Source organism: Marinococcus sp. LNHM5E3-2.1, assembly GCF_056034365.1.
Map to the genome: position 1 here is coordinate 598828 of NZ_JBQLIB010000001.1, position 18751 is coordinate 617578.

The following is an 18751-nucleotide window of genomic DNA, read 5'->3' on the forward strand; positions in this document are numbered from 1 at the left end:
ATATATGGCTGGAAAAGATGCTTGCAGCCTTGAACAAAGCATTAAGCAGAGGAAAAGCGATTGATAAACTGAAACACAACCATTCCGAAGGCTGCGAACGACATGGATGCATGATCCATATGAACCCCCCCTCTACCGGGACATAGAGGGGGGGTTCATGAGGTCATTGTTCATTTATTTCAACGCATACTTCGATGGTGCTAGAATCGTTATTTCGCTTAAGCTTCACTTCTCCGGCGCATGAATAATGCTGCTCCACCAACGGCTAAGGCAGCCATGCCAGCCCAAAGGCCCGTCATACCGCCACTATCACTGGTGCCGCCCATGCCGGTTTGCGGCATTTCCTTCGGCATCATGGCTGCTTCCTGAGCTTCCTCATTCAGTTGGCCGCGGATCTCGCCATCCGGATATTCTTCGGTATGAAGATTCGCATAAATATCACCGGAGACAAGTCCCATGGATACCTCTTCCCATGTCATGTCGCCCACCAGATCATCCTCGGTCAGCGTGCCCGTAGCAACTTCTCCGTCGACATCCATTGGTTCATCGTTTTCAAACAAAAATAACTCGACAGGACCGTCTTCCCCTTCCGCACCGCTGTGCAGGTGTCCGGCAACGGCGTTATCCAGATCTTCAGCTTGAACGGAATACATGATCGATTCGCCATCTTCGCTGACTTCAAAGTGCGCTTCGCCCATGGCGTCACTGTCGACGTCTTTGGTCTCAGCCTCCGGGGTTAAGTTCACCATAAACTCGAGTCCTTCATGATCGGCGGAAGCAGTGCCTGCAAAGCTGGTCACGGCAAATACGGATGCTAATGGTACAATAACGCGTTTTTTCATATTCTTTTCCCCCTTAGGTCATAATGAAATGAAACGGTCGATGGGTACCAGTCGATCCCCCTTCCATGAATGCAGAATAAATACAAGCATCCAATTAGGGAGCATACGGTGGGAAAGAAGAGGCGGATCACTTTTTGACAGAATTTTTTAAACTTTTTAAAAATATCCTTAAAAACCCCGCTTAGGGGGCGTTCCTCGAACAGGTGAATCGAATTGGTGGTCTAGCATGAATTGATACCCGCACGCCAACAACTGGTCGAAGAGCCCCTCGGTACAGTAGGTTTGCGGGTAGGTCCATACATGCTCGTACAGGAGGCAAAGAACGTATTCGCATTGCTGTTCATTGGGGTGATCATGATACAACCAGGCATAAAGGCGAGACGCGGTGGCTTCATAGAGATCTTCCAGGGCCTGTCGATCCCGACGATGAAGGCGGACGAGCAATCGTTCATAGGGCATCGCAAACGTGATCCTCCTTGTCATAGGTCTAAAGCATCGATTTATATAGCAATGATGATTCTTAAGTACCCCTTTTGAAGGGTTGTTACTCTTTTTAGGAATAACAAGCATGCTTGAAGCTCAAAAAAACCAAAATAAAAAAGATGGCAGCCATTGTGATCCAAAACATTTTTCTTCTCGTTAGCCTGGATGAACACAAAATGAGGAGGGTTTTTCCATGATTGGTAAAAAATTTATTTTAGGGGCAACAGCGGCTACCCTGATGGTGCCGACCACCGCCATGGCAGCAGACAATGACTCCAGCGAGCAGATGCCGATGGCCGATATGCAGGAGATGAAAGAGATGTCCGCCGGGGACGTCCGGGCGTCGTTTGACCAGCTGTTATCGGAGCACTTCGTCTTAGCCGTGCTGTCGATGCAGAAGCAGTATGACGATGCGCCGGATGCCGAGGAAGTTCAAATGAACCTCAATAAAAATGCGGATGATATGCAGATGGCGATTACATCGCTCTACGGCGAAGAAGCCGGCCAGCAGTTCGGCGATCTGTTCCGGGAGCATAACGAATACACCACGGATATTGTTGAAGCCACCAAAAATGATGATGAAGCCGGTCTGGAAGAAGCTGAAGCCGAAATTCAAACCTTCGCGGACGACTTAAGCACCCTGTTGTCCGACGCGACCGGTGGGGAACTGCCGCAGGAAGCAGCGGAAGAAGCCCTGATCGCTCATGAGGGTGACGTACAGAGCGCGTTTGACAACTACGTGGCGGAGGATTATGAAGCCGCCTACAGCGACTACCGGGACGGCTACGCCCGCATGTTTGACATCGGCGAAACGGTCTCAGACGCGGTCGTAAAAGGCATGCCGGAGCAGTTTGACCAGGGCACGACCGACACCGCGGCCGACGATCTCCGCTCGAACCTGAACATGCTGGCCGGCGAACATTTCAGCCTGGCCGTTCTGGAAATGCAGAAGGGCGTGAACCAGCAGGACGATTATGACTTCGTCACTTGGGCCGAAGATGGCAATACCGAAGATTTCCGGGCCGCGATCACCTCGATTTACGGCGAGGAAGCCGGGGTTCAATTCATGGATATCTGGCAGGGGGAGCATATTGATGCCCAGAGCGATATCGTCGCTGCAACCCTGGAAGAAGACGATGAAGCGCGTCAGGCCGCTGAAGATGAATTAAAAATGTTCTCGGAAGACTTTGGTGCCTTCTTAGGCGGGGCGACGGAGGAAAACCTTCCGACCGAAGCCGCGCAGGAAGCTGTATGGATGCATGAAAGCCAGGTGCTCGACACGTACGATAACTATATGAACGAAGACTATGAAGCCACCTACGATTCCTTCCGGGAAGGCTATGCCTTTATGTTTGGCATCGGCAAGAATCTCGGAGGCGCAATCTCCACGCAAATGCCGGATCAGTTCGGAACGGACATGATGATGGAGGACGGCGAAATGATGCCGGCCGAAATGCCGCAAACCGGCATGGGCGGTACGGCGAATGGCAATAGTCCATGGGCCTGGGTATTCGCGTCTGTCGCGATGACGGCTCTTGCAGGAGCCTACATGTTCCGTAAAAACCTGGCCAAATAATCCCACGTAAATAGAAAGGAGAGGAGAACGGTGACCAAACGACGAATCAAATTCCTGATACTTGCTGCGATGATGTTTGTGGCCATCGGCCTGGGGGTTCAATACGCGCAGCAGGCCCTGTTCTCCTCTCCGGCGGAAACCACGGTATTATCCGAGGGAGAGGGCGTGTCGGATCCAGAAGACGAAGAATCGGGGGAAAGCTCGTCCTCGCAGAAGGTGGAAGAGTTTGTTCAGGTGACAGATAACACCGAAGCGAATGAAAAAACAGAAGAAGCAGAGGAAATGGAGCTGGCCGCTCCTTCGACGCTTTCGATTCCATCAATTGATGTGGAAGCCGATCTGGAAGGCGTGGGCGTCCTGGATAACGGCCAGATGGGCGTACCAGATTCGGCGGAGGGTGTCGGCTGGTTTGAACCGGGCGTCACCCCGGGAGAACAAGGCAATGCCGTGATGGCCGGCCATGTAGACAGTAAAAGCGGCCCGGCCGTGTTTTTCGATCTGGAGGACATGAAAGCCGGAGACGATGTGCAAGTCACGAATGAGGACGGCCAGGAGCTGACCTTTACGGTGACAAAAGTGGTGAGCTATCCACGGCAGGATGCACCGATTGAGAATATTTTTGGTGCCAGCGACGGCCGGCATCTGCAGCTGATTACGTGCACCGGCACCTTTAATCAGGAGCAGGGCACGCATAATGAACGGCTGGTCGTTTATACCGAGCTCACCGAGGAGAGCGAAGAAGCCCTGATGAACGATGGCGACGAAGCATCGGAACCGCCGCCGTCCCCGGACAATGTCTCTCTCCAGGGATCGCTGGTGAAATGGCATGCGGTGCGGGATGAGGACATTGCCGGTTACCGGGTGTACCGCCAGGAAGAGGGCGGGGATGATTTCACCCGGGTGGCGAGCGTGGATGCCCATGAGCGCAAAAGCTACACGGAAACAGAGGAAGGAGCCTTCACGTACCATGTGACGGCTGTCGACACCGAAGGAGTGGAATCGAAGCCTTCGGAAGACGTATCCATGGAAGAGTAGAGACAGAGAAAGAACTATAGATCAACGACAGGGCGATGAACGTATCAAGCGGCATCGTCTTTGTTGTTCCATCATAGGGATAAAGGCATGAACAGGGGGAGGCGATGGCCATAAATGTAAGAAAGTGGGGGACGAAAGTAAATAAACAGGCACAAAACAAAAAACGCGCTGACAGCTCTGGAACGGGCAACGATAGCTTTTTACTTTCTGAGGAAAAACAAACCTGCTGGACGCCCCCTACAGGGATGAAAGAACGAGTATTTCAATATATATTTGGAGAGACGTGGTCGTCCCAAAAATAATGGTTTGCCATGCCTGTCCACATGTTCGAAAGCTGGTATCGAGCAACTGAAGCGGAAACACAAGTTTTTCGATAGCAACATGGAGCGGTTGGACCAATACCTGGCCACCATTCATCGTTAAAAGTCCGAGGGGAGACTAACTTCCTTCTGTTGGATGCATGGGCCTGGACCCGAACCCCCAAAAGAAAGCCTTGAAACATGGTTAAGATAGAGGCGCAAGTCCTGTCCCTTTCCTTATGGCATGATACAATGGGATAGAGAATGATCGTCTTCTCCATTACTCCCCCTTAAGTAATGACATCTGTTGGGAGGCCGGCCGTATGGTTGGCCTTTTTGCATGATTGGCCCCTCCTTCGAGGTCTCCAGGACTTATCGATAAGCATTTGTCCAGGGGTCATTTACAGCTACCTTTCTCTCATTACCGATAATCGTCATTATGTTGATAGATACTGATTATTATATCCAGTTTATTACCAACACGTTAAGTGGATATAATATTAAATTTTTTGATTCTTTGTTTTATGATTTTAATGGAGCAAAGAATCATTTGTTTTATAACTAAAATTTTTCGTATTTATGAATATCAAGAAGCTTAAACTTTCTCCTTTCTAAAGGTATAAGGATCGAAAGCAACATAGGGAAGATTCTTTTCAACCTCGAGAAAAAGAAAGCAAGTTCGACAAATGGCCAATAGGAATTTTTGTGATTTACGGAACCACTTCAATAATTTTCGACTACGAATTAGCATTTATTGAAGAATTATTTCCATGAATTATCTATGAATTTTTTCGACGACGAAGAAATTTAGAATTCTAAAAGAAGCATTTTTTCCAGCAGAAATGCTTCTTTTCATGTTTGAAGACTATACTTTTTTTGCATACAGCTCATTTTGACGGGATTAAGGCCTCACATGCTTCAGGCTGAAGGTATAAAACACGGCCACCAACAACTCCTCGGCCAATCCAAGGCGGCAGGATCATAGGTCACTTCGTGATGGGTTAACGACGGGTTCTGGATCTTCATGGTGGCTAATACGTTTCCCTGAGCTTTTAGCACAAAGATTTTATGCTCCGTATCATTTTTAATAACGGACTCGTTCCCGTTGTAACGGATCGTTAGCCGCATATAGGTATTCATGGTTGAGGTGTTTGTCATGGTAGCGACTTGTTCTTGATGCTTTCCGTAGACGATTTTCCATCTGTCTCGCGCCTGTTCCACTTGTTTGGCATCAGCTAGAACGTTGTTTTGCTTATCGAATACACGAACATTTTCCACAATAATACTTCATACGGCAGTTTGCGAGGCGAGGGTATTCCAACACAGTAATGGCCTGGAGCGAGGAACTGTCGGCCCGAGCATTTTATCTACACGTCGCCGATGAAGCCATCTATTAATTTGCTGTTGCTATTCCTGCGTCACAGCCTCGAATAGCCAAACTTTGGACGCTGGAACATTGCCTAATGCTTAAACCACTTATGACATCGTTGATTTGTCCAATTCCATAGGAGAGTCTATTGCTATATGAAAGCGTTTACTTTTTTTGTATACAATGATAAAATTACACTTGTAAGATAAAGGTAAATAAGGGGGTATATATATATGGTGAAATTTTAGCAGAATAAATACATATGGAGGTTAAGACATGGATATTATTTCTTACAAGGATTTAAAAAACATTGTTAACACTGGAGATACTATTTCCATCGCAGCCTTATCTGTCGGAAATTTACCAGCAGAAATATTAAAAAATATAGTTGATGAGTACGATGATACTGGAGGTCCGGATAATCTTACGTTTATTATCGCAAATGATATAAGTGATTACGAGGACGGAATTGATCTTGATGCTTTCGTTAAGCGGGGCATGGTCAGACGGTTAATAACGAGTTTGCTTACAGCTTCACCAGCTACTATTGATGCGATTAAAAATAATGCCATTGAGACGTACTTTTTACCCCAGGGGATTCTCGCAGTACAATATCGAAACCAATCCTTTTCTTCGCCCGGTATGATTACAAAAATAGGTTTAAATACGAGCGTCGACCCTAGAAACTCGGGGGGAAAGGCGAATGATATTACCACCGGGGATTTAGTTTCTGTATTAGAAATCAAGGGAGAAGAATATTTACATTATGACTTCCCTGACATTAATGTAGCCCTTTTACGTGGAACTTATGCTGACGAAAAAGGGAATATTTTTATGACTCATGAGTCCCATTTAGGAGAAGGATATAGTGTAGCGGCTGCAGCCCATAAAAATGGTGGTAAGGTGATTGTTCAGGTTAAAGAAATTGTTCCAGGCGGCAGTTTTCCGCCCCAAGACGTGTTTATACCCGGTGAACTTGTGGATTACGTTGTTATAAATGAAAACCCCAACTATCATAAGCAGGTGATGCAAACTTATTATGACCCTGCTTTATCAGGCCACTACCGGGTGAGTGAGATACAGGAGCAGCCTATGAAGCTTAGCTCCCGTAAAATTATTTTAAGACGGGCTGCCCAGTTTTTAAGCGAAGGGGATGTAGTCAGTATTGGTTTTGGTATAAATAATGAGCTGCCAAATGTATTGATAGAAGAACAAGCGGAGGATTTGGTTCAGCTTAATATTGATACCGGCATATTCGGAGGAATTATCGGCAGCAAGGACCGCTTTGGAATGAACTATAACCTGGACGCGAGAATGCGCCATGAGCTGACATGGGATTTTATATACAATGGCGGCCATGATATAGCCTATCTCAGTTTTGCGGAAATCGATCGGTTTGGAAATGTAAATGTCTCCTGTTTTGGTAATAAAATGAGCGGAAGTGGCGGGTTTATAGATATAAGTCAAACTGTGAAGACGATTATTTTTTCGGGAACCCTGGCTGCGGGCAGCCAATCTTCTTGTGAAAATAACCAGTTGATCATTGAGGAAGAAGGTCACTCGCATAAATTTGTAAATACTGTACAAAGTATGGATTTCAACGCAGCATATTCGAGAGAACTGAATCAACAGGTTTTTTATGTGACTGAACGTGCTGTATTCCAATTGGTGAATGAAGGCTTAAAATTAATTGAAATCAGTCCGGGGTTAGATTTGCAAAAGGATGTTCTATCAAAGATGGATTTTGACCCTATTATTTCTGACGAGTTGAAAATTACGGACCAAACTATTTATCAAAATGATTGGGGGGAATTGAAGCAATCGATCCAACGTCGGAATCATATTGATAAAGGAGAAGATAAATATGAATTATGATTGGATTAAAACAAGATCAGATTTTGACAGAGTAAAAGCAGCGGTTATTGATCCGGGCAAGGGTACAGAATGGTCGTATCAGGATTTAAACATCCGTGCAGAGAATCTAGCGAATTATTTGCAGGATCAGGGAGTAAAACGCGGGGATGTAATCGGTATATTCGCACCAAATGATGTTGCGATACTGGATGTGCTGTTCGCCTCCTTTAAACTGGGTGCCGTTTTCCTTCCTATTAATTGGCGGCTGAAATCTGTAGAGATTGAAAGCATTATTTCGGATTCTAATGCCAGACTGATTTTTTACGCCTCCAATCATCTGGAGTCCCTGAGAGGAATCCCCCAGGAGCTAATCCATATGGATGTCGATTCGTCGGAATATGATGACATTGTTAACCCTGACAGTCACCGCCCATTTAAGAGTGTCGATGTAGAAAGCGACGACCTTGCATCTTTAATATATACGAGCGGGACAACAGGATTACCAAAAGGGGTTATGTTCACCTACGAGTCGTTTGTTAATAACATGATCAATACCGCATTGACGTATAAAACACATGCCGGTTACACAACGATTGTATCTACTCCAATGTTTCATGTACTGGGATTTAATGATTTGTCGCTTCCGTTATTAATGGCTGGCGGCACATTGATTCTGCATCGCTATTTTGACGGGAAGGAATTAAATGATCTGATGGTAAAATACCAGCCCGATTATTTAATGCTCATACCAACTATGTATTACGGAATGCTGGCAGCTGGCAATCTTGATATTCAGGGCTTCAAAAATATTGAGTTCTTAATACAGGGTGGCTCTTCACCGCTTCCAGCTGTACAGAAAAAATTTGAAAGTATGGGGTACACATTAGTCAATGGCTACGGTTTAACTGAAGCTCCACTTGTTATGGTTAATACACCTCATAATGCAATGAAAAAACCAATGAGTATTGGCAAACCTGTCATGTATATGAATGTGCGTCTGCTGGATGAAAATCATAACGATGTTGAAACTGGTGAAATTGGGGAATTGGCCATCCATGGTAAAAACGTTACACCAGGCTATTGGAACAAGCCGGAAGAAACAGAAAAATCATTTGCAGGCAGGTATTTCTTAACAGGCGATTTAGCCAGGCAGGATGAAGACGGAGATATCTTTATCATTAACCGGAAAAAGGAACTCATTATTACCGGGGGTGAAAATGTTCTGCCTTCCGAAGTGGAAGGTGTATTATCAGAGCACCCGCTTGTCAGGCAAACGGTGGTAGTGGGATATGAAAGTCCGGAATTTGGAGAATCTGTTTCTGCGGTAGTGCAATTGAAGGAAGACGATCCGGATTTCGAAGCTAAACTGGACAAACATGTGAGAGAGCACCTGGCAGGCTACAAAATACCGCGGATGTATTTGAAAATTAAAGATATACCATTAAACTCTACCGCGAAACCTGACAGATTAGAATTACAAAAAATGGCGAATCAAAAAGCACGGGAGGAAAATCAAGAAAACGAATTACTTTAAGCGACTTTTTTGAAAGCGCTATCAGAATATACTGGAGGCTATACTATGGCTGAAAAACAAGCACTGATAAAAGAATTATATCCTGAAGATTTATTAAATATTTCTAAAGAATTAACTGAAGGAGAACTACAGTTTTTAAAACAACTCAATGATCTGCTCGAAGAAAAATACCGGGATTCAATCAATGATCACTGGGCTAATGCAACAGTGCCTGAAGACTTTTTTAATGATATGGGTAAATTGAATTATTTCAATAACCCATTGCTGTTTGAAGGGCGGGAGGGCGAACGGACTGCGAGTCAGCTGTTTCAGTTTTTCATGCTATATACAGTGGCAAGGTTTGATGTTTCCTTAGTTACTTTGATGGGCGTGCATCAAGGTTTAGGACACAATGCGTTCCTGTTTGGCGGAAGTAAAGAACAGGTGGCGTACTATGTGCCCAAATTACAATCTCACGAACTGAGGACCTGCTTTGCTTTAACCGAGCCTGAACATGGATCGGATGTAGCTGGAGGTTTAGCAACGACGGCTAAGCGTGAGGGTGATAAATGGGTAATAAACGGTGTGAAAAAATGGATAGGCGGTGCCACTCTTTCGGATGTCATACCAGTTTTTGCTACAGATGTGGAGACAGGTAAACCAAAGGGATTTATCATTAAGCCTGACCAGGATGGCGTAGATATAGATATCATTGAAAATAAAATCGCTTTAAGAATTGTTCCAAATGCTAATATTCACTTAAACAATGTTGTCGTCCAAGAAGAAGAGAGGCTGCAAAATATTAACGGCTTCAAAGACATTGCGAAAGTGCTGTACTCCACACGTGCTGGTGTGGCCCATATGGCGACAGGAGCGATAGCCGGGACCCTGCGGGCAACTCTGGATTATGTGACCGAACGTAAACAATTTGGTAAAGAACTTAGCAAATATCAGTTAATTCAGGAGAAGCTGGCAATGATACAGGGAAACCTATCTCATGCAATGAGCCTGTCTGCACAGCTCGCCCGGATGCAGGGGAACGGGGAATATGATGAAGTGGCAACCTCAACCGCAAAAATGATGAACGCCCTAAGATTAAGGGAATCTGTTGCAATGGGACGGGGCATTACAGGAGGCAACGGTATTCTTGCCGAATATGATATCGCGAGGTTCTTCTCTGATGCCGAAGCCATTTACACCTACGAGGGTACTCATGAAATTAATGCCTTAGTTATTGGCAGAGCATTAACAGGGGACTCTGCATTTATCTGATTGCAGGGAATGGCTAAATAAATTTCAGAAATATGGAGGTTATTTCATGACGATGAGAAAAGCAACCGTTTTAGGAGCGGGGTTAATGGGCAGCCAAATTGCTGCCCTTCTGGTAAATGCAGGTTTAAAAGTAAAGCTGCTGGACATGGCAGTTGATGAGAATGACCCTAACAAGATTTCAAAAAAATCCTATGATATGATTACTGACCCGAAAAGACCGCAATTATTTGACTTAGATTTTGCCTCTAATCTAACCTATGGCAACTTTACAGAGGATTTGTCTGAGCAGGATGACTCGGATATTTTTATTGAAGCTGTAAAAGAAGAATTGGAGATAAAGCATAGCATTTGGAACCAGGTGAGAAGCGTTGCCAAAGATAAGGCCTTATTTGCAACAAACACCTCTGGTATCCCAATAAAGGCAATATCCCAAGTGTTTGATGAGACAGAGCAGAAAAGATTTTTCGGCATGCACTTCTTCAACCCGCCCCGTATTATGAAGCTGGTAGAAGTGATTCCGGGTCCTAATACGTCCTCTGAAGTAACAAACAAAGTCCAGGCTTTTGCTGAAGATGTACTGGGTAAAGGTGTAATTATCGCAAATGACGTTCCCGCGTTTGTTGCTAACCGGATCGGGACACAGACGATGAATGATGTTATGTATCGTGCGGAAGAAGAAGGTCTGTCTATTGCGGAAGTCGATGCACTGACGGGACGGGGCATCGGAAGGCCAAGCCTGGGAACGTATGGGCTTGTTGATTTGGTAGGGCTGGATATTGCAACAACTGTGATAAAGGGCCTTCAGCAGGTTCCAGAAGAAAAAGAATTTTTCCATAATACACGTACGGCAGAAAAACTGGTGGAAAATGGCGCATTGGGCAGGAAAACCAAGCAGGGTTTTTATAAGAAAGAAAGGAAATCACTGCTTGTTTTTGATCCTGAAAGCAATGAATATGTAAAGCCCGAACAACCCGATTTTGAGCTGCTGAACAGCTTCAGTAAAGACCTGGAATCAAATATGGATAAAATCTTTAATGCTGAGGATGAAGCGGGCAGGTTCTTATGGGAAACCCTTAGAAACAATTTCTACTATAGTGCGCTGAATGTGCCGAAAGCGGCACCAAACTTTAAAGATATAGACCGGGCGATGGTATGGGGGTTCAACTGGAAAAAAGGGCCTTTTCAGCTGTGGGACCTGATGGGATTCAAGCGCGTCAAGGAACGCATGCAACGGGAGCTGGGGGCATTACCGGAATGGATAGAAAAACGCAGTACACCATTTTATGCTGAAGGGGAGTCGATAGAGCGTGTAACTCCGGTATCAGCGTTTACAGAGCGTGAACTATGGAACAGGGAAGACTCCAGTCTTTTTGTTGCAAATAGTGATCAGTTGCTGCTCAAGCTACAAAGTACGAATAATATTATTACCAACGGCTTTGCTGATGATTTAATTGAGTCTATCGATCTTTTGGAAAATGAGGATTACTCGAGCATGGTCATCTATGCAGAAGGAAGCAATTTCAGTGTCGGTGCCAACCTATATCTGATGAAAAAAGCACATGAAGAAAACACAGTGGAAGAGACCGTGGGGCCTGCAATTGAAAAACTGCACAAGAGCTTTAACCGTCTTAAATATGCGATTAAACCAGTCGTGACAGCCGTTCACGGGAAAGCTTTGGGCGGAGGCTGTGAATTGGTTCTTCATTCACCTGTTGTGGTAGCTGCAAGTGAAACGTACATGGGACTTGTGGAAGCGGGGGTAGGACTGCTTCCTAGCGGTGGCGGCCTTGCCGAAATGGCGGACCGGATTCTTGGCACAACCCATAAGCACAATGATAAACAAGAATCGATGACGAAAGCACTGACTAATGTAGGTTTCGCAAAAGTATCAACGAATGCTTATGAAGCGCTCAGGTATGGTTATCTAAGAGAAAATGACTCGATTATATTGAATACAGAGAAAAGAGTGGAAATAGCATTAAACCGGGCACGGTTTGAAGCGGAGACAAATTATGTTCCCCAGCCGAAGTTGAAATACTTTGCTTTAGGAAGAGATTATAAAGCACTCGCTCAAGGCCAATTGGATGCCCAGCGTGTCGGAAACTTCATTAGCGATCATGATTATACAATCACTTTGAGTGTGGCCGATGTTTTATCCGGAGGAGATCTTCCGCGTAACACCTATATTGATCAAAGATACGTTCAAAAACTTGAAAAACAGAAATTCTTAATGCTGTTACAAAACGAAAAAACGTACGATCGGATTACTCATATGCTGGCTACAGGTGAGCCTTTACGAAATTAAAAATGGTGGCAGCAGAGAAAGGGTGAAAGTCAGTGCAAGATGCATATATAGTAGCTTATGGACGTTCTGCTTCAGCTAAAGGAAAGTTAAATGGTGCTATGGCTCACGAGAGACCTGATGAGGTGGCAGCACAGGTATTAAAAGGGGTGCTGGATAGGGTAGATGGTCAATTCCATCCAGACATGGTACAAGATGTTATCGTTGGTAATGCTTTTCCTGAAGGCCTGCAGGGACAAAACATCGCACGTTCGATTGCGTTGCTTGCCGGGCTGTCGGAAGACGTTCCGGCCCAGACTGTAAACCGTTATTGTTCTTCAGGGCTTCAAACAATCGCGATGGCGGCTAATCAGATCGTGTCTGGCCAGGCAGATATCATAGCGGCCGGCGGGGTCGAGCTGATGAGTGCCGTTCCGATGGGGGGAAATGAGCCGGTCAACAGTCCAATACTCCAGGAGGAAGAGGCCGGAGTATCCTACCCAATGGGGCTGACGGCCGAGATGGTAGCCGAAAAATATAACGTTTCACGGGAAGATCAGGATGCTTATGCAGTGCAAAGCCATCAGCGTGCTAAAAATGCCCAGGATTCAAGAAAGTTCGATGACGAGATTATTCCCGTCAATGTAAGTAAGGTCACGTACAATAATGACGGCCCAGTAGTAACAAAAGATATATTTGATACGGACGAACTGGTGCGCCCTGATACCAATATGGAGGATTTAGCGAAGCTACCCACTGTATTCAAAGCCGATGGGACAGTAACAGCCGGTTCATCTGCCCCGCTTACAGATGGCTCAGGTTTTGTAGTTGTAATGTCAGGAGACAAAGTTAAAGAATTAGGCGTCACACCGATTGCACGATTCGTGGGCTTCAAGGCAGCAGGTGTTGATCCAAAAATCATGGGGATTGGTCCGGCTTATGCAATTCCGGATGTGTTAAAATTAACTGACCTGACAGTTGATGATATGGATTTAATCGAACTAAATGAAGCATTTGCAGCACAAACGGTTGCCTCTATCAGACAGACAGGGTTAGATATGACTAAAACGAATGTTAATGGAGGCGCCATCTCATTAGGCCACCCTCTCGGGGCATCAGGAGCAATGCTGACTGCAAAGCTGCTTTCTGAAATGAAAAAAAGACCAGAATCCAAATATGGCATGGTAACCATGTGCATTGGTGGAGGTATGGGAGCCGCAGGTATATTTGAATATATTAGATAGCGGGTGGTGCATTTTAATATGTTGTTTATCTTTTTTGTCTAAATAATAACCAGGTATCCGTAAATATCTAAGGGGCTGTCCTATTTTTGGGACAGCCCCGCCTTTGTTTTAAAAAAATAAGCCTGTTATTCCTTTGTATCGAAAAAGTCTTGATGAAAATGATTATCAACGATACAATTAGTGATAATGATAATTATTATCAATTAAATACAGGGGGAGTGACGTAAGTGAAGAAAAAAGCAGGTATTTCTACGGTTTTTCTCGCTGCGATGGTGTTAACAGCATGCGGAAGCGGAGAAGAATCAAGCGGGAGCAGTGAAACAGGAGATGGTGAAGCTTCATCAGAAGAGGAAGAGATGAGAACGGTGGAGCATGAGATGGGCACCACAGAGATCGAAGGAACCCCGGAAAAAGTCGTTACGCTTTACCAGGGGGCCAATGATACAGCGGCGGCGCTGGACGCGGACCCTGTAGGAATTGTTGAATCGTGGACCCAGCAGCCGATTTACAAATACTTACGCGATGATCTTGAAGGAACCGAAACGGTCGGAGAGGAAATTCAGCCGAACCTCGAAAAAATAGCAGAAATGGATCCGGATGTCATCATTGCGAACAAATCCAGACACGAAGACATATATGATGACCTTTCTGCCATTGCACCAACAGTTACCACGGATCAGGTTTACGAATGGAAGGATACGCTCGAACTGACAGGAGAAGTCTTAAACAAGGAAGAAGAAGCCGATGAACTGCTCAGTGAGTACGAAGACCGGACCGAACATTTCAAAGAAGAAATGGGGGACAGGCTTCCGATTGAAGTAGCCATAACGAATTTCCGCGCGGATCATGCCCGGATTTTTTATATGGGATTTGCCGGGAGTATTTTGCAGGATGCTGGATTTGACCGTCCGGAGGGCCATGAAGATACAGATGAATGGGGCATCAAATTAACCTCCAAGGAAAGCATACCTGAAGCGGATGCGGAAATGATATTTAACTTTAATTCCGGTACAGAAACAGAGCAAATTGAAGAAACCTACGAGGAATGGACCTCTCACCCGCTGTGGCAGGAGCTTGAAGCGGTTGAAAATGACGAGGTACACATGGTGGAGGAAGAAACATGGAATGCCGGCGGCGGTATTATCGCGGCGAATTTAATGCTTGATGATCTTTATGAGACGTTTGATATTGAAGAAGAATAACAGTGTTTGGAAGAGTGGACATTTATGAAGAACCGAGTAGCACAGCAAAGGAAAAGGGACTTGACCCTTTTCCTGATCTTATTCTTATTTCTGCTTTCCTTTATCTCTAGTCTCTTGTTTGGGCAGACGCCCATTACAGCTGGGGAAGTATGGAAATCTTTTTCAGCGTTTAACGACGAAGCGACGAGCCACATTGTGGTGCAATCGGACCGGCTGCCGCGTGCTGTTATCGCTACAGTGGTAGGTGCGAGTCTTGCGGTGGCGGGTACGCTGATGCAGGCACTGACCAAAAACCCGATGGCATCCCCAAGCATTTTTGGCATCAACCAGGGGGCTATTTTTTTTGTAGTCATCGGTATAGTGTATTTATCGTTATCGTCGCTCGTCTCTTTAATGGGCATGGCCTTTCTCGGAGCAGCGGTGGCTGCAGCCGTGGTTTATTTTCTCGGATCACTTGGCCGGGACGGATTGACGCCGGTGAAAATTGTGCTCGCCGGAGCGGCGATCAGTGCGTTATTCCAGTCATACACGCAGGGAATTTTGGTGCTTGATGAGGCAGGGCTGCAGGATGTCATGTTCTGGCTCGCCGGGTCGGTAAGCGGAAGGACCATGGAAATGCTGCTGCCTGTACTCCCGTTTATGATGGCGGCTATGGCGGCAGCGATGTTTCTTGGGAGAGCAATCAATTTATTCATTACCGGCGACGATATTGCCAAAGGCATGGGGCAGAAAACCATTCTGTTAAAAGCAGTCATTGGTGTTATTGTCGTGCTGTTAGCCGGGAGTTCTGTCGCGGTAGTGGGTTCGGTAGGATTTATTGGGCTGGTGATTCCGCATGTCGCCAGGTATTTTGTTGGTCACGATTATCGCTGGGTCCTGCCATTTTCAGCAATGCTGGGAGCAGTACTGCTCGTCTCGGCTGATGTGCTTGCCCGGCTTGTGATCATGCCGCAGGAAGTACCGATTGGCGTAATGACAGCGCTTGTCGGAGGGCCATTCTTTATCTATATCGCAAGAAGAGGGGTGTCAAATTTATGAACCGGCATACGACATGGCGCACCCGCTTCTTTTCGTTACAAATGCATAAGAGAGCGATGTGGAGAATGGGGATGCTTGCACTGGCGGTTCTGGTCGCCTGCGTGCTCGGCCCGTCTTTAGGAAATACGATGCTTAGCCCCGTTACAGTCGTGGAAACGATGATGGGCAATGGCAGCGGTGCAAATGAATTTATCGTCAACAACTCCCGGGTGCCGCGAACGCTGACAGCGCTTCTGACGGGCGGAGCGCTTGGTGTATCAGGTCTGCTGCTGCAGGGAGTAGTCCGCAATCCGCTGGCCGCTCCCGATATTGTTGGAGTGACTGGAGGAGCCTCTGTAGCTGCCGTTGCGTTTATGACGTTTGGTGCCGGGGTGATCAGTATCCAATGGATCCCCCTTGCTGCCATTAGTGGAGCGCTCCTCGTATCTTCGCTGATTTACGCGCTGGCCTGGAAAAAAGGAGTCTCTCCGATCCGGCTGATTTTGATAGGGATTGGAATTTCAGCCATTATGAGTGCCGGAGTGACTTTCATGATTATTGTAAGCTCCGCTGTTACGGCAACAGACGCCTATGTCTGGCTAACGGGCAGCATATATGGAGCGTCATGGAGCGATATATTTACCATCGCTCCTGTTCTCATCCTGGGTCTGCCACTCGCTGTTTTTTTCTCCAGGAGTCTGAATGCCCAGCAGCTTGGCGATGACACTTCCGCTGGTCTGGGAGTAAGGATTCAGGTGGACAGGGTGGGAGTCGTTTTCCTGAGCGTCGTTTTAGCGGGAACGGCGGTAGCCGTGGCGGGGGCCATTGGTTTTATTGGGTTGATTGCCCCTCACATTGCAAAAGCGCTTATCGGCCGCTCCTACGGGGCACTGGTTCCGGCTTCTGCCTGCACCGGGGCGTTGCTGCTTTTTTCTGCGGATCTTATAGCCCGTACGGTTTTTTATCCGGTAAATGTACCGGCTGGCGTATTCACAGCCGCCATTGGCGCTCCTTTCTTTCTATACTTGTTGTTTCAAAACCGCAACCACTTTTAAGGGGGTAAAGCAGATGACTGTTGAAGCGAAAAATTTAACCTTCTCCTACGAGAAAGAAACCGTCCTCCAGGACTTATCCATTCGTGTGCCAAAAGGAGAAATTACTGTGTTTATTGGCGCGAACGAATGCGGCAAATCCACCCTTTTGCGAACGATGGCAAGGCTGATTCAGCCTGAAAAGGGAGCAGTTCTGTTAAATGGAAAGGGTATTTCTAAATTAAAAACGAAAGACATAGCTAAACAATTATCGATTCTCCCACAGGGCCCCACCGCACCGGAGGGGCTTACGGTGGAACAGCTTGTGAAACAGGGACGGTATCCGCATCAATCATGGTTAAAACAATGGTCGCCTGAAGATGAAAAAATGATGGAAAACGCTATGCAGGCAGCAGCAGTGACATCCTTTCGTGATACTCCGGTGGATGATCTATCCGGCGGCCAGCGCCAGCGCGCCTGGATAGCAATGACCTTGGCCCAGGGAGCGGACACTTTGCTGCTTGATGAGCCAACCACTTATCTCGATATGGCCCATCAGATCGATGTTCTCGATCTTTTGTATGAGCTGAATGAACAGGAGGGACGTACTATCGTGATGGTGCTGCATGATATCAATCTGGCCTGCAGGTATGCCGATCATCTTGTAGCACTGCAGGGGAAATCCGTGTTTGCCCAGGGGCGCCCCGGCGATATTGTTACCAAAGAAATGGTCAGGCATGTCTTTCACATGAATTGTTATATAGCGGAAGACCCAGTATTTCATACGCCGATGGTAATACCATACGGAAAAGGGAGGCAGCCGTATGGCACCATCGCCGCAGCCGATTCAGAATGAAATCATTTTCGGGGCAGAGCTGATGAAAGAGGAGGCCGCTCGGTCGTATCTCGAAGACGTAATGACTGCAATCAACGCTCCCTCAAGGATGGTGGCTGCTTCCCAGTTTTCGAAAAGGTACGCCCGTTTTGTTACTGAGCCTGCCTTTAGGGCGTTAACGATAGACGAAAAGATGCTCGACCTCTCTCCAGAAAACAGCGTTCTTCGTACAGATTTCTCCAGGGATAAATGGACCCCGGAGTTTCACATACTGGAGACCTCCGGCCATGCGGGAGGCAGTTATCAGGAGAAACGAGCGAGGCTGACAAAGCAGGTCTTTGCCGGGCATCTGCAGCCGGTCTGGAAGCTCCTTTCTCATATTTCAAGCCTGCCGATGCCGATATTATGGGAAAATACGGCTGTTCGTTTATTTTCGCTGTACGAAAAGAAACTGCGAACATCAGCCTCTCTTTCAGAGCTTCAGCGGATGGATGAGGATCTGCATTATCTCGTTTATGAAGCGCCTGGGGAACTATTTGGAGAAACGAACAATCCGTTACAGCTTTTCCATCAAAAGCTTCAGAAAAACAAAGAAGGCGGGTGGTTCCGGGAGCGCAGGACGTGCTGTTTTAACTATGCGGTGAACAACTGCGGCAGCTACTGTGCCGCTTGTCCGAAAAAACCATAGGCCTGGCAAAGTCCTTTCTCCTTTTATGCTGGATGCTCTGGCTGCAGAAAAGATTGTCTCATAGAAATGCAGGTGTGAAGCTTAAGAACCCGGTTTTAAGGATCGTCAACCAGTGGAGGGGGCAACCGAAAACCGGGTCTTTTTCTAACTTGCATTAACAATTTAAATTATAAAAGAATTGACAATTAAAGCTTGAAATTGCAAACTACA

At 46.3% G+C, this 18751-nt stretch carries 15 protein-coding genes; 13 read left to right on the top strand and 2 right to left on the bottom strand.

The window, feature by feature from the left end; genetic code table 11:
* Positions 1-218: 218 nt before the first annotated feature.
* A complete protein-coding gene (locus ACTRXH_RS03070) occupies positions 219-842 on the bottom strand; it encodes a CHRD domain-containing protein (protein ID WP_474280535.1) in 624 nt (207 codons plus the stop codon).
* Positions 843-1518: 676 nt separating this feature from the next.
* On the opposite strand from ACTRXH_RS03070, the gene ACTRXH_RS03075 reads away from it, so the two are divergent.
* The 3 genes from ACTRXH_RS03075 (at position 1519) to ACTRXH_RS03085 (ending at position 4238) form a co-directional block, all read left to right on the top strand.
* A complete protein-coding gene (locus ACTRXH_RS03075) occupies positions 1519-2901 on the top strand; it encodes a copper amine oxidase (RefSeq protein ID WP_474280537.1) in 1383 nt (460 codons plus the stop codon).
* A 30-nt stretch (positions 2902-2931) separates the two neighbouring features.
* Complete coding sequence (locus tag ACTRXH_RS03080) at positions 2932-3936, top strand: class F sortase (protein WP_474280539.1); 1005 nt, start codon at positions 2932-2934, stop codon at positions 3934-3936.
* Positions 3937-4040: 104 nt separating this feature from the next.
* Positions 4041-4238 carry a hypothetical protein gene (locus tag ACTRXH_RS03085; RefSeq protein ID WP_474280542.1) on the top strand — a complete coding sequence of 66 codons (198 nt, stop codon included), beginning with the start codon at positions 4041-4043 and terminating at the stop codon, positions 4236-4238.
* A gap of 915 nt (positions 4239-5153) precedes the next feature.
* Here ACTRXH_RS03085 and ACTRXH_RS03090 read toward each other — a convergent pair.
* On the bottom strand, positions 5154-5513 hold the full coding sequence (locus ACTRXH_RS03090; protein ID WP_474280544.1) for a tubby C-terminal domain-like protein: 360 nt from the start codon (positions 5511-5513) through the stop codon (positions 5154-5156).
* A 367-nt stretch (positions 5514-5880) separates the two neighbouring features.
* On the opposite strand from ACTRXH_RS03090, the gene fadX reads away from it, so the two are divergent.
* The 10 genes from fadX to ACTRXH_RS03140 all read left to right on the top strand — a co-directional run bounded on the left by fadX (position 5881) and on the right by ACTRXH_RS03140 (position 18541).
* Positions 5881-7479, top strand: coding sequence for a fatty acid degradation protein FadX (gene fadX, locus ACTRXH_RS03095; RefSeq protein ID WP_474280546.1), 1599 nt, complete (start codon positions 5881-5883; stop codon positions 7477-7479).
* The gene (gene fadD / locus ACTRXH_RS03100) at positions 7469-8992 is read left to right on the top strand and encodes a long-chain-fatty-acid--CoA ligase FadD (RefSeq protein WP_474280548.1); all 1524 of its coding nucleotides are present in this window, start codon (positions 7469-7471) and stop codon (positions 8990-8992) included. The genes fadX and fadD overlap by 11 nt, the downstream gene beginning before the upstream one ends.
* A gap of 45 nt (positions 8993-9037) precedes the next feature.
* Complete coding sequence (gene fadE / locus ACTRXH_RS03105) at positions 9038-10243, top strand: acyl-CoA dehydrogenase FadE (RefSeq protein ID WP_474280550.1); 1206 nt, start codon at positions 9038-9040, stop codon at positions 10241-10243.
* Positions 10244-10289: 46 nt separating this feature from the next.
* Positions 10290-12548 (top strand): 3-hydroxyacyl-CoA dehydrogenase/crotonase FadB, encoded by a 2259-nt coding sequence (fadB, locus tag ACTRXH_RS03110; RefSeq protein ID WP_474280552.1) that lies wholly within the window; start codon positions 10290-10292, stop codon positions 12546-12548.
* Positions 12549-12580: 32 nt separating this feature from the next.
* The gene (locus ACTRXH_RS03115) at positions 12581-13768 is read left to right on the top strand and encodes a thiolase family protein (RefSeq protein ID WP_474280554.1); all 1188 of its coding nucleotides are present in this window, start codon (positions 12581-12583) and stop codon (positions 13766-13768) included.
* Positions 13769-13995: 227 nt separating this feature from the next.
* Positions 13996-14970 (top strand): ABC transporter substrate-binding protein, encoded by a 975-nt coding sequence (locus ACTRXH_RS03120; protein WP_474280556.1) that lies wholly within the window; start codon positions 13996-13998, stop codon positions 14968-14970.
* A gap of 24 nt (positions 14971-14994) precedes the next feature.
* Positions 14995-16008 carry a FecCD family ABC transporter permease gene (locus ACTRXH_RS03125; RefSeq protein ID WP_474260644.1) on the top strand — a complete coding sequence of 338 codons (1014 nt, stop codon included), beginning with the start codon at positions 14995-14997 and terminating at the stop codon, positions 16006-16008.
* Positions 16005-17042 carry a FecCD family ABC transporter permease gene (locus ACTRXH_RS03130; RefSeq protein WP_474260645.1) on the top strand — a complete coding sequence of 346 codons (1038 nt, stop codon included), beginning with the start codon at positions 16005-16007 and terminating at the stop codon, positions 17040-17042. Before ACTRXH_RS03125 ends, ACTRXH_RS03130 begins: the two co-directional genes overlap by 4 nt.
* Before the next feature lie 13 nt (positions 17043-17055).
* Positions 17056-17874 (top strand): ABC transporter ATP-binding protein, encoded by an 819-nt coding sequence (locus tag ACTRXH_RS03135; RefSeq protein ID WP_474280558.1) that lies wholly within the window; start codon positions 17056-17058, stop codon positions 17872-17874.
* On the top strand, positions 17843-18541 hold the full coding sequence (locus ACTRXH_RS03140) for an IucA/IucC family C-terminal-domain containing protein (RefSeq protein WP_474260647.1): 699 nt from the start codon (positions 17843-17845) through the stop codon (positions 18539-18541). Before ACTRXH_RS03135 ends, ACTRXH_RS03140 begins: the two co-directional genes overlap by 32 nt.
* Positions 18542-18751: the final 210 nt, after the last annotated feature.

Bases quoted from the DNA above. Each gene is read 5' to 3' on its own strand.
- ACTRXH_RS03070 (WP_474280535.1), bottom strand. From the start codon at position 842: ATGAAAAAACGCGTTATTGTACCATTAGCATCCGTATTTGCCGTGACC.
- ACTRXH_RS03075 (WP_474280537.1), top strand. From the start codon at position 1,519: ATGATTGGTAAAAAATTTATTTTAGGGGCAACAGCGGCTACCCTGATG.
- ACTRXH_RS03085 (WP_474280542.1), top strand. From the start codon at position 4,041: ATGGCCATAAATGTAAGAAAGTGGGGGACGAAAGTAAATAAACAGGCA.
- fadX (WP_474280546.1), top strand. From the start codon at position 5,881: ATGGATATTATTTCTTACAAGGATTTAAAAAACATTGTTAACACTGGA.
- fadD (WP_474280548.1), top strand. From the start codon at position 7,469: ATGAATTATGATTGGATTAAAACAAGATCAGATTTTGACAGAGTAAAA.
- fadE (WP_474280550.1), top strand. From the start codon at position 9,038: ATGGCTGAAAAACAAGCACTGATAAAAGAATTATATCCTGAAGATTTA.
- fadB (WP_474280552.1), top strand. From the start codon at position 10,290: ATGACGATGAGAAAAGCAACCGTTTTAGGAGCGGGGTTAATGGGCAGC.
- ACTRXH_RS03125 (WP_474260644.1), top strand. From the start codon at position 14,995: ATGAAGAACCGAGTAGCACAGCAAAGGAAAAGGGACTTGACCCTTTTC.
- ACTRXH_RS03130 (WP_474260645.1), top strand. From the start codon at position 16,005: ATGAACCGGCATACGACATGGCGCACCCGCTTCTTTTCGTTACAAATG.
- ACTRXH_RS03135 (WP_474280558.1), top strand. From the start codon at position 17,056: ATGACTGTTGAAGCGAAAAATTTAACCTTCTCCTACGAGAAAGAAACC.
- ACTRXH_RS03140 (WP_474260647.1), top strand. From the start codon at position 17,843: ATGGCACCATCGCCGCAGCCGATTCAGAATGAAATCATTTTCGGGGCA.